At 61.2% G+C, this 13,941-nt stretch carries 15 protein-coding genes; 13 read left to right on the top strand and 2 right to left on the bottom strand.

Annotation, left to right across the window (positions count from 1 at the left end; genetic code table 11):
* Positions 1-516 precede the first annotated feature (516 nt).
* Together GJ699_RS28965 and GJ699_RS28960 are read right to left on the bottom strand one after the other, a co-directional pair.
* Positions 517-867 carry a magnesium chelatase domain-containing protein gene (locus GJ699_RS28965; RefSeq protein ID WP_371867706.1) on the bottom strand — a complete coding sequence of 117 codons (351 nt, stop codon included), beginning with the start codon at positions 865-867 and terminating at the stop codon, positions 517-519.
* 96 nt (positions 868-963) lie between these two features.
* A complete protein-coding gene (locus GJ699_RS28960) occupies positions 964-1,203 on the bottom strand; it encodes an accessory factor UbiK family protein (RefSeq protein ID WP_154382899.1) in 240 nt (79 codons plus the stop codon).
* A 244-nt stretch (positions 1,204-1,447) separates the two neighbouring features.
* Here GJ699_RS28960 and GJ699_RS28955 point away from each other — a divergent pair, with 244 nt between their 5' ends.
* The 13 genes from GJ699_RS28955 to GJ699_RS28895 all read left to right on the top strand — a co-directional run bounded on the left by GJ699_RS28955 (position 1,448) and on the right by GJ699_RS28895 (position 13,939).
* Positions 1,448-2,194, top strand: coding sequence for a TorF family putative porin (locus GJ699_RS28955; protein ID WP_154382898.1), 747 nt, complete (start codon positions 1,448-1,450; stop codon positions 2,192-2,194).
* A gap of 11 nt (positions 2,195-2,205) precedes the next feature.
* Positions 2,206-2,544 (top strand): P-II family nitrogen regulator, encoded by a 339-nt coding sequence (locus tag GJ699_RS28950; RefSeq protein WP_154360515.1) that lies wholly within the window; start codon positions 2,206-2,208, stop codon positions 2,542-2,544.
* An 11-nt stretch (positions 2,545-2,555) separates the two neighbouring features.
* Positions 2,556-4,109 carry an ammonium transporter gene (locus tag GJ699_RS28945; RefSeq protein WP_154382897.1) on the top strand — a complete coding sequence of 518 codons (1,554 nt, stop codon included), beginning with the start codon at positions 2,556-2,558 and terminating at the stop codon, positions 4,107-4,109.
* 112 nt (positions 4,110-4,221) lie between these two features.
* Positions 4,222-5,523, top strand: a complete 1,302-nt coding sequence (gene gshA, locus GJ699_RS28940) for a glutamate--cysteine ligase (protein ID WP_154382896.1) — start codon at positions 4,222-4,224, stop codon at positions 5,521-5,523.
* Positions 5,524-5,575: 52 nt separating this feature from the next.
* Entirely contained in the window at positions 5,576-6,529 is a 954-nt protein-coding gene (gene gshB, locus GJ699_RS28935; RefSeq protein WP_154382895.1) for a glutathione synthase, read from the top strand.
* A gap of 23 nt (positions 6,530-6,552) precedes the next feature.
* Positions 6,553-6,960, top strand: coding sequence for a PTS sugar transporter subunit IIA (locus GJ699_RS28930; protein WP_154382894.1), 408 nt, complete (start codon positions 6,553-6,555; stop codon positions 6,958-6,960).
* Positions 6,961-6,997: 37 nt separating this feature from the next.
* Positions 6,998-7,267, top strand: a complete 270-nt coding sequence (locus tag GJ699_RS28925; protein ID WP_154382893.1) for an HPr family phosphocarrier protein — start codon at positions 6,998-7,000, stop codon at positions 7,265-7,267.
* Positions 7,268-7,311: 44 nt separating this feature from the next.
* Positions 7,312-9,060, top strand: a complete 1,749-nt coding sequence (gene ptsP / locus GJ699_RS28920) for a phosphoenolpyruvate--protein phosphotransferase (protein WP_154382892.1) — start codon at positions 7,312-7,314, stop codon at positions 9,058-9,060.
* Between the two features lie 76 nt (positions 9,061-9,136).
* Positions 9,137-10,285: a homoserine O-succinyltransferase MetX gene (gene metX / locus GJ699_RS28915; RefSeq protein ID WP_154382891.1), complete on the top strand. Its 1,149-nt coding sequence runs from the start codon at positions 9,137-9,139 to the stop codon at positions 10,283-10,285.
* On the top strand, positions 10,282-10,893 hold the full coding sequence (metW, locus tag GJ699_RS28910) for a methionine biosynthesis protein MetW (protein WP_154382890.1): 612 nt from the start codon (positions 10,282-10,284) through the stop codon (positions 10,891-10,893). The genes metX and metW overlap by 4 nt, the downstream gene beginning before the upstream one ends.
* On the top strand, positions 10,893-12,179 hold the full coding sequence (locus tag GJ699_RS28905) for an AmpG family muropeptide MFS transporter (RefSeq protein ID WP_154382889.1): 1,287 nt from the start codon (positions 10,893-10,895) through the stop codon (positions 12,177-12,179). Before metW ends, GJ699_RS28905 begins: the two co-directional genes overlap by 1 nt.
* Positions 12,166-13,047, top strand: coding sequence for a M48 family metallopeptidase (locus GJ699_RS28900; RefSeq protein ID WP_154382888.1), 882 nt, complete (start codon positions 12,166-12,168; stop codon positions 13,045-13,047). Before GJ699_RS28905 ends, GJ699_RS28900 begins: the two co-directional genes overlap by 14 nt.
* A gap of 1 nt (position 13,048) precedes the next feature.
* A complete protein-coding gene (locus tag GJ699_RS28895) occupies positions 13,049-13,939 on the top strand; it encodes a pseudouridine synthase (protein WP_154382887.1) in 891 nt (296 codons plus the stop codon).
* The last annotated feature ends 2 nt before the right edge of the window (positions 13,940-13,941 follow it).

Below are 13,941 nucleotides of genomic sequence, written 5' to 3'. Positions count from 1 at the left end.
TAGCAATGCCACGTCGATCACTCCGATCTCCTGCCGAAAAGACAGGGGGAATTGTGCTACTAACGTGGGTCAGATTCCGTTGCAAATTCGTGGGAAAGGTGGGTCAGATTTCAGTGCAACTTAACAGCCGCGAAGTTGCTCCATGAAATAAGGAATAAATTTGCTCACCATCTTGACGTAGCAAATTTCGAACAGCTCGCTATCAATTTTCCGAAAAGCGTAGTTCGACTTGTGGCGTTCGGGAGGCAGCGTAAGTTGCGCCACGCGGACGACGGCAATGTGGCAGGCCTGTTTGATGAAGTTAGCCTTCTGGCTACAGGCGGACTAAATCGATATATCGAAAACGTGCGTTTCTATGTGGACCTTACGCGCTCCGCAGAATTCAGTCGGGCATTGGAGCAACGTCACGAGAGAGAACATCGCGAACATTTAGCGGTCGTCGTTGAGGCGTTGCGTCAACATCAGTCTGCACCAATTCAAGATTCAGCGGGTTAAGAGGCTTTCGTCCTGTTGAGTTCAAATAGCACAGCGTCTCGATTGTTCGTGAGATAAGTTACTCTGATGACGCTCGCGTCCATACATAAGTACCTTATACCCTACGATGTCCATACTCCCATCAAACCCGTAGCCGGATTCCTTGGGCAGGTCGGCCGGCGCCAGATTGACGGTGATGCGCTGGGCGGGAAATTCAAAGCCGCCGTTCTGGATGGCGGCGCGGACCCGGTCCTTGGCTTCCTTGACCTCGGTGTCGGCCAGGCCGACGATGGTGAAGGCCGGCAGGCCGTTGGCCAGATGCACTTCCACGCTGACTTCCTGCGCTTCCATGCCGGCCAGGGCGCGGCTCTTGAGTACGGCGAGGATGGACATGGCGGCGCGGACAGGCGAAAAGATCCAGCCGCCAGCGTAGCCGATGCCCGCCGCGTTGTTTTGCGTTAGCCCAAACCGGCGAACGCCAGTCGAAACTTACTGATTGATCTTGCTTTCCAGCTCAGCCAGCCGGGTTTCCAGCGCTTCCAGTTTGGCGCGGGTCTTGGCCAGCACCTGGGTCTGGATATCGAATTCCTCGCGGGTCACCAGGTCCAGCTTGGCAAAACCTTGCGTCATCATGGACTTGACGTTCTTCTCAATGTCCTTTGCTGGTGAGTTTTCGATGGCTTGGCTGATCTTGTTTTGCAAGTCATTAAAAAAAGTGTTCATATCCATAATATTCCTTGCTCTGGTTAGTCCTTCAATGCACCATCGTGGTGCGATCCGGCGTTAATCTGGTGCGAATTCTCACTTTGGGCTGAGTCGGCGCGTTATCACCAATGATACGGCACCTAACTCACCGACAACATTAGCTGGCACACATTCTGCTAAAGATCCCAATGAATGCTTTTCATTGCTTCGCTTGACAAGGATTTTAAACCGCAACTGCTCGAAGTTCACTTATTAGGAAAAAACAACTATGACAATCGCCAAGAACTTTACCCTGATCGCTGCGTTGACCTTAGCATTCGCCTCGATGGCGCACGCTGAAGAGGCGGCACCCGCCCCTGAAGCCAAACCAGATAATGAAGTCAGCTATAACCTGGCTGTCGTCAGCGACTACCGTTACCGCGGTATCTCGCAAACCCGCCTCAAGCCAGCCCTGCAGGGCGGCGCGGATTATGTGAACAACCCGACTGGCCTCTACGCCGGCACCTGGCTGTCGACCATCAAATGGGTCAAGGACGGCGGCGGTAGCGGTGAGGTGGAATGGGATCTGTACGCCGGCAAACGCGGCGCGATCACCGACACCATCAGCTACGACGTGGGCGGCCTGTACTACTTCTACCCGTCCAACGATCTGCATCCTAGCGCCAACACCTTCGAACTGTATGGCCAGATCAGCGCCGGTCCGGTCTCGCTGAAATACTCGCAGTCGACCACCAATCTGTTCGGCGTGGCCGATTCCAAAAATTCCGGCTACGTCGATGCCCAGCTGAACCAGGAAATCGCCGACGGCTACATCCTGAACCTGCACATCGGCCGGCAGAACGTGAAGAACAATGGCGCCCTCAGCTACACCGACTACAAGGCTGGCGTGACCAAAGATTTCGGCGTAGTGAGTGTGGCATTGGCGGCGGTCTATGCCGACACGGAAGCCTACGTCGGAAAAGGGAAGAACCTGGGTAAAACCGGTGCCGTCCTGACCATTTCCAAAACCTTCTAAGCGAGGCCAGTATGAAAATGATTACCGCCATTATCAAGCCGTTCAAGCTTGACGAGGTGCGTGAAGCCCTGTCGGCGATTAACGTGCAGGGCATTACCGTGACCGAAGTGAAAGGCTTCGGTCGCCAGAAAGGCCACACCGAGCTGTACCGCGGTGCGGAATACGTGGTGGACTTCCTGCCGAAGACCAAGATCGAAGCGGCGGTGGATGACGCCATCGTCGAACAGGCCATCGAAGCGATCGAAGGCGCTGCCCGCACCGGCAAGATCGGCGACGGCAAGATCTTCGTGTACAACCTGGAACAAGTGATCCGCATTCGTACCGGCGAGACCGGTAACGAAGCTCTTTAAGGGGAAGATGAATGAAGAAAACTATAACAAGCCTGCTCGCCGGGGTCTCCATCCTGTTCGCGCTGGCTGCACCTGTGTACGCTCAAGACGCCAAGCCGACGGCTGAGGCTCCTGCCGCTACCGCACCGGCCGCCTCGGCGCCAGCCGCGGCAGCACCGGAAGCGTCGGCACCCGCCGCCGCCGCCCCAGCCGCCGCCGCCGCGCCGGCAGCGGAAGCCGCGCCGGCCGCCGCCCCAACCCCGCAAAAAGGCGACACCGCCTGGATGATGACCTCGACCCTGCTGGTGATCTTGATGACCATCCCAGGCCTGGCGCTGTTCTACGGCGGTCTGGTCCGTTCGAAAAACATGCTGTCGATCCTGATGCAAGTGTTCATGATCTTCGCGCTGATCATTGTGCTGTGGGCGATTTACGGTTACTCGCTGGCGTTCACCGAAGGCAATGCGTTCTTCGGCAACCTGCATGACCGCACCTTCCTGAACGGCATCTGGGATCCGGTCAAAGGCGCCTTCGCCTACGCCGCCACCTTCAGCAAAGGCGTGGTGATTCCTGAGTTCGCGTTCGTGGCCTTCCAGGGCACCTTCGCCGCCATCACCTGCGGCCTGATCATCGGCGCCTTCGCCGAGCGCGCCAAGTTCACCGCCGTGCTGGCCTTCGTGGTGATCTGGTTCACCTTCGCTTACCTGCCGATCGCCCACATGGTCTGGTTCTGGACCGGCCCTGACGCGATCAAGGACGCCGCCACCCTGGCCACCGAAACCGCCAAAGCTGGCTTCCTGTTCCAAAAAGGTGCGCTGGATACCGCCGGCGGCACCGTGGTGCACATCAATGCCGCAGTTGCCGGCCTGATCGGTTCCTACATGATCGGCAAACGCGTCGGCTACGGCCGCGAATCGATGGCGCCGCACTCGGTCACCATGACCATGATTGGTGCATCGCTGCTGTGGGTGGGCTGGTTCGGTTTCAACGCCGGTTCGGCACTGGAAGCCGGCGACATCGCCGCGCTGGCCTTCATCAACACCCTGCTGGCAACCGCTGCCGCGACCGTATCGTGGGTGTTCGCTGAGTGGATCTTCAAAGGCAAACCATCGATGCTGGGTGGCGCGTCGGGTGCGGTGGCTGGTCTGGTCGCCATTACCCCAGCCTGCGGCTTCGTCGGCCCAATGGGCGCGTTGATCATGGGCCTGCTGGCTGGCGTGATCTGTCTGTGGGGTGTGAACGGCCTGAAAAAACTGCTGGGCGCGGACGACTCGCTGGATGTGTTCGGCGTGCACGGCGTCGGCGGTATCCTGGGCGCGATCCTGACCGGTGTGTTCGCCGCACCATCGCTGGGCGGCCAAGGCATCTTCGACTACGTTGCCAACAAGGCATCGGCTGACTACTCGATCGGCTCGCAAGTGATCGTGCAGGCGACCGGCGTCGGCGTGACGATTCTGTGGTCGGGCATCGTCGCCATCATCGCCTTCAAGCTGGTGGACATCGTGATTGGCCTGCGCGTGCCTGAAGAGGAAGAACGCGAAGGTCTGGACATCACCACCCACGGTGAGTCGGCTTACCACGCTTAATTGCTAATGTTTCAATAAAAAGCGCCCTGCGGGGCGCTTTTTTTATTGCCTGCCTTTAAAATAGGATTTTTGCCCATATTTGGGATAGTCCGCAGGTAATAAGGATGTATACATGGTTCCCCACCTCGCCACGGCCCTGAGCGGACCGCTGCTCGACCTGGAAGAAAAAATCCTGGCCGCCACCCCCGCCATCGAACGCTGGTTCCGCCTCGAATGGCAAGAACATACGCCACCGTTTTATTGCTCGGTGGATATGCGCAATGCCGGCTACAAGCTGGCGCCGGTGGATACCAATCTGTTCCCGGGCGGCTTCAATATGCTGGCCACCGAGATGTTGCCGCTGTCGGTGCAAGCCGCCATGGCGGCGATCGACAAGTATTGTCCGGACGCGCGCAACCTGCTGCTGATACCGGAAATTACCCAGCGTCACCCGACCTACTGGCAAAACGTGGCCCGTCTGATGCAGATTTTCCGCCAGACCGGCCTGCACGTGCGGCTCGGTTCGCTGTCGCCGGAGATCACCCAGCCGACCCCGCTGCCTCTGCCGGACGGCAATATGCTGGTGGTGGAACCGCTGGTGCGCTCGCCCAACGGCCGTCGCCTGGGCTTGAAGGACTTCGATCCGTGCACGATTTTGCTGAATAACGACCTGTCGGCCGGCATCCCGGAAATCCTGCAGAACATCCACGAGCAAAGCCTGCTGCCGCCGCTGCACGCCGGCTGGGCGCTGCGCCGCAAGAGCAACCACCTGAACGCCTACGATGAGGTGTGCAAGAAGTTCGGCAAGCTGATCGGCGTTGATCCGTGGATGCTGAACCCGCTGCACGCCAAGTGCGACGCCGTCAATTTCCGCACCGGCGAGGGCTATGACTGTCTGGCCGCCAATATCGACACGCTGCTGGCCAAGATCAAGAAGAAGTACAAGGAATACGGCATGAAGGAGCAAAAGCCGTTCGTGATCGTCAAGCCGGACGCCGGCACCTACGGCACCAGCATCCTGACCATTAAGGATTCCAGCGAAATCAAGGAGCTGACCCAGGCCCAGCGCGACAAGATGACCGTCATCAAGGATGGCAAGGAAGTCACCGACTTCATCATCCAGGAAGGCGTGCCGACTTTTGAGAACATCGACGGCGCGGTGGCCGAGCCGGTGGTGTACATGATCGACCGCTACGTGGTGGGCGGCTTCTACCGCATCCACGCCGAGAAGGGCATCGACCAGAACCTGAACGCGCCCGGCTCGCAATACCTGCCGCTGGCGTTCGCGCAGCAGCACGCGGTGCCGGATCTCAAGGCCAAGCCGGGCACGGCGGCGCCGAACCGCTTCTATGTGTATGGCGTGGTGGCGCGGCTGGCGCTGCTGGCGGCGTCGCTGGAGATGGAGCGCACCGACCCCAATCCAGAGGTCTACTGAGCGCTTTTCCGATCTCGGCTAAAATCAGCCATTACCTCTATTGGACGTACCCATGAAAATCGCCTTCCTCGCCGATCCGCTGTCGACCTTCAAGACCTACAAGGACTCCACCTACGCCATGATGGTGGAAGCCGACAAGCGTGGCCACGAGGTCTACGCTTTCCAGCAAAAGGACATGGCGGTGCAGCAGGGCGTGGTCACGGCCCAGGTGCAGCGCATCAGCTTCACCGGCGACAGCACCGACTGGTATCGCGCCGCCGAGCCGGTCGAAACCAATCTGGGCCAGTTCGACGCCATCCTGCAGCGCAAGGACCCGCCGTTCGACATGGAATACGTGTACGGCACCTATCTGCTGGAGCTGGCTGAAAAGCAGGGCGCCAACGTGTTCAACAAGCCGTCCGCGATCCGCGACCACAATGAAAAAGTGGCGATCACCCAGTTCAGCCAGTACACCTCGCCGACGCTGGTGACCTCGGACGAGGCGCGCATCCGCGCCTTCCAGAAGCAGCATGGCGACATCATCCTCAAGCCGCTGGACGGCATGGGCGGCGCCGGCATCTTCCGCGTCACCGCCGATGGCATGAACCTGGGCTCGATCATCGAAACCCTGACCAACAACGGCCGCAACACCATCATGGCCCAGCGCTACATCCCGGACATCGTCAAGGGCGACAAGCGCATCCTGGTGATCGGCGGCAAGCCGGTGCCGTTTTCGCTGGCGCGCATTCCGCAGAACGGCGAGGTGCGCGGCAACCTGGCGGCCGGCGGCGTCGGCGTGGCCCAGCCATTAACCGAGCGTGACTTCGAAATTGCCCATGCGCTGGGACCGATTCTGGCCGCGCGCGGCCTGTTGCTGGTAGGATTAGATGTTATTGGTGATTTCCTCACGGAAGTAAACGTCACCAGCCCGACCTGCTTCCAGGAGATCACGCAGCAAACCGGCTTCCCGGTGGCGGCGACTTTCATTGATGCGGTTGAGGCAGCTGTTAACAACAAGAAAAGTTAAATCCTCACTGGCGAATTAACAATATGGTAGGCATACTGCTTATGACACACGCACCGCTGGGACAGGCCTTTCTTGCCGCCTGTGCTCACGTGTTTCGTGGTCCGACCGAGCACCTGGAGGCGATCGACGTGATCGCCGATCAGGATCTGGGCGAAGTCCAGGATCTGGCGGCGGCGGCGATCAAACGTCTCGACGATGGCGACGGCGTCTTGGTCATCACCGACGTCAAGGGCGGCACGCCCGCCAACTGCTGCAACCGGCTGGCCGACGCGGGCCGGGTGGAGGTGATCGCGGGCATCAGCTTGCCGATGCTGCTGCGCGCCATCACCTACCGCCGCGACACGCTGGACGTGGTGGTCGAGATGGCTCTGGCCGGCGCGCAAAGTGGAGCGGTGCGGGTCGACAACCGGATACGCGTCGGGGAACCCTGACGATTTTTATGCGCACTCTGATTGAGATAAAACAAAAATGATTCAGCAAGAACTCGAAATTATTAACAAGCTTGGTTTGCATGCGCGTGCTTCGGCAAAATTCACCCAACTGGCAGCAAAATACAAAAGCGACGTCTGGCTGACCCGCAATGCGCGCCGCATCAACGCCAAGTCCATCATGGGCGTGATGATGCTGGCCGCCGGCAAGGGCGCCAAGGTCCTGCTGGAAGCCGATGGCGACGATGAAGGCGATTGCGTCGCCGCCCTGAGCGCGCTGGTCAACGACAAGTTCGGCGAAGGCGAGTAATGCCGGGCGAACGCAGCCGTCCCCGTTTCCCCGCCGGGGCCCCCATGGCCTCGTTCACCCTGCATGGCATTCCGGTGTCGCGCGGTATCGCGATCGGCCGCGCCCATCTGCTGGCGCCGGCCGCGCTGGACGTGCAGCATTACCTGGTGGCGGAAGAGCAGGTCGAAGCCGAGGTCACGCGTTTGCAGCAGGCGCTGGCCGCCGTGCACAAGGAACTGCAAACGCTGTGGAATGAACTGCCCAAGGATGCGCCCACCGAACTGGGCGCGTTCATCGACGTCCACGCGCTGATCCTGTCCGATCCGATGATTTCGGAAGCGCCGCTGGACATCATCCGCACCCGCCACTACAACGCCGAATGGGCGCTGCTGACCCAGATCGACGAGTTGTCGGCGCAGTTCGACGAAATCGAAGACCCGTATCTGCGCGAGCGCAAGGCCGACATTCAACAGGTGGCCGAGCGCGTGCTGAAGGTGTTGATGGGCACCGAGCGCATGCTGCCGGAAGCCGCCAACGCCAGCGACGACGAATACCAGCCGCAGATGATCATCGTCGCGCACGATATCTCGCCGGCCGACATGCTGCAGTTCCGCGACCGCTCCTTCATCGGCTTTGTCACCGACGTCGGCGGCCAGAACTCGCACACCGCGATCGTCGCCCGTTCGCTGGATATTCCGGCGGCGGTCGGCATGTCCGGCGCCTCCACGCTGATCGAGCAGGATGACTGGCTGATTATCGACGGCGAGGCCGGCGTGGTGATCGCCAACCCGAGCACGCTGGTGCTGGAGCAGTACCGCGAACGCCAGGGGGCCGCCGCGCGCGCCCGCAAGAAGCTGCAGAAGCTGAAGAAAACCCCGGCCATCACCAAGGATGGCACTGAGATCACGCTGCTGGCCAATATCGAGCTGCCGGACGACTGCCCGGCCGCGATGGAGGCCGGCGCCAATGGCGTGGGTCTGTTCCGTTCCGAGTTCCTGTTCATGGGCCGGAACAGCAAGATCCCGTCCGAGGACGAGCAGTTCGAGCAGTACAAAAAAGCGGTGGTGGCGATGAAGGGCCGCCCGGTCACTATCCGCACGCTGGATATCGGCGCCGACAAGCCGCTGGACCAGAGCGAGCAAACCGCGCTGAATCCGGCGCTGGGCTTGCGCGCGATCCGCTACTGCCTGGCGGAACCGCAGATTTTCCTCAGCCAGCTGCGCGCCATCCTGCGCGCGTCGGCGTTCGGCAAGGTGCGCATCCTGATTCCGATGCTGGCGCACGCGTTCGAGATCGACCAGTCGCTGGCGATGGTGGCGCAGGCCAAGGCCGAGCTGCGCGAGCAGCACATCAAATTCGACGAGGAGGTCGACGTCGGCGCCATGATCGAAATTCCGGCGGCGGCGCTGGCGCTGCCGATGTTCGTCAAGCGCATGGACTTCCTGTCGATCGGCACCAATGACCTGATTCAGTACACGCTGGCGATCGACCGGGTTGATTATGAGGTCGCACACCTTTACAATCCGCTGCATCCGGCTGTGCTGAAATTGATCTCCATGACGATTGAAGCCGGGCATAAAGCCGGGATCGACGTCGCTGTGTGCGGCGAGATGGCGGGTGATGTCAAACTGACACGCCTGCTGCTGGGGATGGGACTGCGCGAGTTCTCGATGCATCCCGCGCAGCTTTTGTCGGTCAAACAAGAAATCCTGAACAGCGACCTTGCGCGCATCATGCCGCAAACCCGCAAGATCATGCGCTCGATGGAACCCAATGTGATTGCAGACGCGGTCGAACAATTACAATTGATGTAAGTCGGCGGAGCCCATCATCGAGGCTCCGCCTTGATAGATGGCCCGTGGGGCCACCCCCAAAAAAACTAAAACGCCAATGTCATCCCTCGGATACGTTAAGCCGCAAACCATGCATTTTGCCGAGCCGCTGGTTCTGCAAAGCGGCGCGTCGCTGCGCGACTATATGCTGATGTACGAAACCTACGGCACCCTGAACGCGGACAAGTCCAACGCCGTGCTGGTGTGCCACGCCCTCAACGCCTCGCACCATGTGGCCGGCGAATATGAAGGCAAACCGAAAAGCACCGGCTGGTGGGACAATATGGTCGGTCCCGGCAAGCCGCTGGACACCGACAAGTTCTTCGTCATCGGTGTGAACAACCTCGGCTCCTGCTTCGGCTCGACCGGGCCGATGCACACCAACCCGGCCACCGGCAAACCCTATGGCGCCGCCTTCCCGGTGGTGACGGTGGAAGACTGGGTAGCGGCGCAGGCGCGCCTGGCCGATGAACTGGGCATCAAACAATTCGCCGCCGTGATGGGTGGTTCGCTGGGCGGCATGCAGGCGCTGGCCTGGTCCATCATGTACCCGGACCGCCTGCGTCACTGCGTGGTGATCGCGTCGACGCCCAAGCTGTCGGCGCAGAATATCGCGTTTAACGACGTGGCGCGTCAGGCCATCCTGTCCGATCCGGACTACCACGGCGGAGATTTCTACGAACACGGCGTGGTGCCGAAGAACGGCCTGCGGGTGGCGCGCATGGTCGGCCACATCACCTATCTGTCGGATGATGACATGGCCGAGAAGTTCGGCCGCAAGCTGCGCGACGTCGCTGAAACCGGCGACTACAAATTCGACTTCGGCGTCGACTTCGAAATCGAGTCCTATCTGCGCTACCAGGGCGACAAGTTCTCCGAGTACTTCGACGCCAACACCTATCTGCTGATCACCAAGGCGCTGGATTACTTCGACCCGGCGCGCAAGTTCGACGGCGATCTGGCGAAAACCCTGAGCGGCACCAAGGCCAGGTTCTTCCTCGCGTCCTTCACCACCGACTGGCGCTTCTCGCCGGAGCGCAGCCGCGAGATCGTGCAGGCACTGGTCAGCAACCGCCGCGACGTCACCTATGCGGAAATCGATGCGCCGCACGGCCATGACGCCTTCCTGCTGGAAGACTCGCGCTACATGAATATGGTGCGTGCCTATTACGGCCAGGTGTGGAACGAGATCGGGGGCAAGCAATGAACTTCAATGAATTGAGCGTGGCGCGGCCGGACCTGGCCTTCATCGCGCACTGGGTGGACAACAAGGCGCACGTGCTGGACGTCGGCTGCGGCGATGGCGTGATGATGGATTATCTGCAGAGCGACAAGCAGTGCAGCGGCTATGGCATCGAGCTGGCCGACGACAAGGTACTGGCCTCGACCCAGCGCGGCGTCAAAGTGATCCAGCAGGATATGGAGAACGGCCTGGGGCTGTTTGGTGATAACAGCTTCGACACGGTGCTGTGTTTGTCCTCGCTGCAGATGATGAAGCACGTCGAAGCGCTGTTGCGCGACATCGTCCGCGTCGGCAAGGAAGCGATTGTATCCTTCCCCAACTTCGCCTACTGGCCGCACCGGGTGGCGCTGCTGAAGGGCCGCATGCCGGTGTCGGAATCGCTGCCGTACGAGTGGTACGACACGCCCAACGTGCGCTGCGCCACCATCACCGACTTCCGCGATCTGGCGGAAGAGTGCGGGCTGGAAGTGATCGAATGCGTGGCCTTGGCCGACGGCCAGCACGTGACCTTCCTGCCCAACCTGCGCGGCGACCTGGCGGTGTTCCGCCTGCGCCGCAAGGACAAGCGCTGATGGCCGGCCGGGAGCAGGGCGGCGGCGCTGATGCCGTGGCGCGTCCGTGGTACAGCTATCTGAATGGCCGCACCGTCTCCATCCTGTTCCTGGGCTTCAGCTCCGGCCTGCCGCTGTACACGCTGATCTATCTGATGCAGGCGTGGCTGGCCAAGGCCGGGCTGGATGTGAAGGCGCTGGGCCTGTTCGGCCTGGCCATGTTCCCTTACACCTTCAAGTTTTTGTGGGCGCCGTTCATGGACCGCTACACCGTGCTGCCGCTGGGCCGCCGGCGCGGCTGGATGGCGATCACGCAGCTGGCGCTGTTCGTCCTGATCGGCGGCCTTGGCATGCTAAATCCGAAACTGGAGCTGACGCTGATTACCGGCATGGTGTTCCTGATCGCCTTCATGTCGGCCAGCCAGGACGTGGTGATCGACGCCTATCGGCGCGAAATCCTGGCCGAGGAGGAGCAGGGCTTGGGCGCGGCCATCATCGTCAACGCCTACAAAGCCGCCAGCCTGATTCCGAGCGCGCTCGGTCTGGTGTTGGCCGACAGTCAGCCGTGGCAACTGGTGTTCTGGACCGTGGCCGCCTTCATGCTGCCGGGCTTCGTTTGCACGCTGCTGGCGAAAGAGCCGGTGGTGTATGGCGAGCCGCCCAAGAATCTGGAAGAGGCGGTGGTGCTGCCGTTCCGCGAATTCGTGCTGCGCGACGGCTGGAAGCAGGCGCTGTTCATCATCGCCTTCGTGCTGTTGTACAAAATCGGTGACACCATGTCGACCGCGCTGTCGACCAAGTTCTTCCTCGATATCGGCTTCACCACCAAGCAGATCGGCCTGGCCGCCAACGCCACCGGCTGGTGGGCCAGCCTGGCCGGCGGCGCGGTGGGCGGTATCTGGATGGTCAAGCTGGGCATCAATCGCGCGCTGTGGGTGTTCGGCGTGCTGCAGGCGCTGGCGATTCTCGGCTTCGCGTGGCTGGCGCACACCGGCCCCGATCAGGTGCTGCTGAGCGCCGTGTTTGGCTTTGAGGCGTTTGCCAGCCTGGGACTGGGCTCGGCGGCGCTGGTGGCCTTCATGTCGCGCGCCACCGATCCGCGCTACACCGCCACTCAGTACGCGCTGTTTTCCAGCCTGGCGGCGGTGCCGCGCACCTTCATCAATTCCTCGGTAGGGTATATTGTTGCCGAAACCGGGTGGTTCTGGTTCTTTATCGTGTGCTTTATCCTCGCCTTTCCTGCGATGATAATGCTGCCGAAGATCGCTCCGTGGAATAGTGGACATGATGGACATGAGAAAGCCTAAGTTGAAGTACGCCTTGCTGGCGCTGGTGCTCTGTACCAGCGCGCTGTCGTTGCATGCACAGAACGACGGCATTCCGGTCACCAGCATGTCGCGCCTGCGTAACGTCGCTGGCGACACCGCCCAGTTCAACCAGCAGTCCAAGCTGCAGTACGACCAGATGCTGAACGAGGCGCACAAAAAAGACGCCGTCGCCACCGAGCGCAACCCGCAACTGATCCGATTGCGCGCCATCGCCAAGCGCTTGATTCCCTACGCCGCGCGCTGGAATCCGGATGCCGCCAAATGGGACTGGCAAGTCAATTTGCTGAAGTCCGACACCGTCAACGCCTTCTGCATGCCGGGCGGGCGCATCGCCTTTTACAACGGCATCCTGGTCAAGCTGAATCTGACCGATGATGAAGTGGCGATGGTGATGGGCCACGAAATCGCCCACGCGCTGCGCGAGCACGCGCGCGAGCAGGCCGGCAAGAACGCCGTTACCAATGTCGGCGCGCGCATTCTTGGCGCACTGGGTTCGGCCTATTTCGGCGTCGATCCGCGCGTGGGCGATGCGGCGGCCGGCGTGGTGGCCAAGGGCGCTGCGCTCAGCTACTCGCGCGGCGACGAGAGCGAGGCCGATCTGGTCGGCATGGACCTGGCGGCGCGCGCCGGTTTCGATCCGCGCGCCGGCATCGCGCTGTGGCAGAAAATGGGACAGGTCAATCAGCGCCAGCCGATCGGCTTCCTGTCGACCCACCCGACCAGCAAGGACCGCATCCAGAACATGCAGGACCATATGCACCTGGTGCTGCCGGTGTATGCCCGCGCCAAGGGACTGGACCCGAACAAGCTGCCGGCCTATCACTCCATCGCGCTGCCGCGTTCCTGATATGTCACGTCATCCGCTGCCCATGCGCGACGGCGTCGCGCCCAGCTATCTGTATCTGCCGGAAGGCGATTGGGTACAGATGATCACCTTCCTGGTCGAGCGTTTTCCGGACGTGTCGGAAGCGGCGTGGCGCGAGCGCATGGCACGCGGTGACGTGGTCGATGGCGACGGCAATCCGCTGGCACCGCACAGCCGCTTCAAGCGCGGCATGCGCATCTTCTACTACCGCGAGCTGGAGGCGCCGGAGACGCCGATTCCGTTTCAGGAAGAGATTCTGCACATGGATGAGCATCTGGTGGTGGTCGACAAGCCGCACTTCCTGCCGGTGATCCCGACCGGCCGCTTCCTGCACGAGACGCTGCTGGTGCGCTTGCGTAAAACGCTGGGCGAGGAAGACCTGACGCCGATCCACCGGCTGGACCGCGAGACCGCCGGCGTGGTGATCTTCTCGCGCAACGCGGCCAGCCGCGGCGCCTATCAGTCGATGTTCCAGAAGCGCGTGGTGGACAAGGAATACGAAGCGCTGGCACCGCGCCTGCACGATGTACAGTTCCCGTTCACGCACCGTAGCCGCATGGTGGAGGGCGACAAATTCTTCACTATGAAAGAGGTGGCGGGCGAGCCGAATTCCGAAACGCTGATCGACGTCATCGAGCATCGCGGCGAGTTCACCTTGTATCGCCTGTATCCGCACACCGGCCGCCAGCATCAGTTGCGCGTGCATCTGTCGTCGCTTGGCATCCCGATCGTCAACGATGCGTTTTACCCGGTGGCGCTGCCGTGCAAGCAGGACGACGTGTCGCAGCCCCTGCAACTGCTGGCGCGCGCCGTCAGCTTCATCGACCCGCTCAGCGGCGAATGGCGCGAGTTCCGCTCGCGCCGTTCACTTTGAAC

The organism is Duganella guangzhouensis (assembly GCF_009674535.1).
Taxonomy (GTDB): domain Bacteria; phylum Pseudomonadota; class Gammaproteobacteria; order Burkholderiales; family Burkholderiaceae_D; genus Rugamonas; species Rugamonas guangzhouensis.
The sequence above is the reverse complement of the archived record's forward strand: the minus strand, read 5'-3'. Positions and strand labels throughout refer to the sequence as shown.

Bases quoted from the DNA above. Each gene is read 5' to 3' on its own strand.
- GJ699_RS28945 (WP_154382897.1), top strand. From the start codon at position 2,556: ATGAAGAAAACTATAACAAGCCTGCTCGCCGGGGTCTCCATCCTGTTC.
- GJ699_RS28965 (WP_371867706.1), bottom strand. From the start codon at position 867: ATGTCCATCCTCGCCGTACTCAAGAGCCGCGCCCTGGCCGGCATGGAA.
- GJ699_RS28950 (WP_154360515.1), top strand. From the start codon at position 2,206: ATGAAAATGATTACCGCCATTATCAAGCCGTTCAAGCTTGACGAGGTG.
- GJ699_RS28895 (WP_154382887.1), top strand. From the start codon at position 13,049: ATGTCACGTCATCCGCTGCCCATGCGCGACGGCGTCGCGCCCAGCTAT.
- GJ699_RS28905 (WP_154382889.1), top strand. From the start codon at position 10,893: ATGGCCGGCCGGGAGCAGGGCGGCGGCGCTGATGCCGTGGCGCGTCCG.
- ptsP (WP_154382892.1), top strand. From the start codon at position 7,312: ATGGCCTCGTTCACCCTGCATGGCATTCCGGTGTCGCGCGGTATCGCG.
- GJ699_RS28960 (WP_154382899.1), bottom strand. From the start codon at position 1,203: ATGGATATGAACACTTTTTTTAATGACTTGCAAAACAAGATCAGCCAA.
- gshA (WP_154382896.1), top strand. From the start codon at position 4,222: ATGGTTCCCCACCTCGCCACGGCCCTGAGCGGACCGCTGCTCGACCTG.
- gshB (WP_154382895.1), top strand. From the start codon at position 5,576: ATGAAAATCGCCTTCCTCGCCGATCCGCTGTCGACCTTCAAGACCTAC.
- GJ699_RS28900 (WP_154382888.1), top strand. From the start codon at position 12,166: ATGAGAAAGCCTAAGTTGAAGTACGCCTTGCTGGCGCTGGTGCTCTGT.
- GJ699_RS28930 (WP_154382894.1), top strand. From the start codon at position 6,553: ATGGTAGGCATACTGCTTATGACACACGCACCGCTGGGACAGGCCTTT.
- metW (WP_154382890.1), top strand. From the start codon at position 10,282: ATGAACTTCAATGAATTGAGCGTGGCGCGGCCGGACCTGGCCTTCATC.
- GJ699_RS28925 (WP_154382893.1), top strand. From the start codon at position 6,998: ATGATTCAGCAAGAACTCGAAATTATTAACAAGCTTGGTTTGCATGCG.
- GJ699_RS28955 (WP_154382898.1), top strand. From the start codon at position 1,448: ATGACAATCGCCAAGAACTTTACCCTGATCGCTGCGTTGACCTTAGCA.
- metX (WP_154382891.1), top strand. From the start codon at position 9,137: ATGTCATCCCTCGGATACGTTAAGCCGCAAACCATGCATTTTGCCGAG.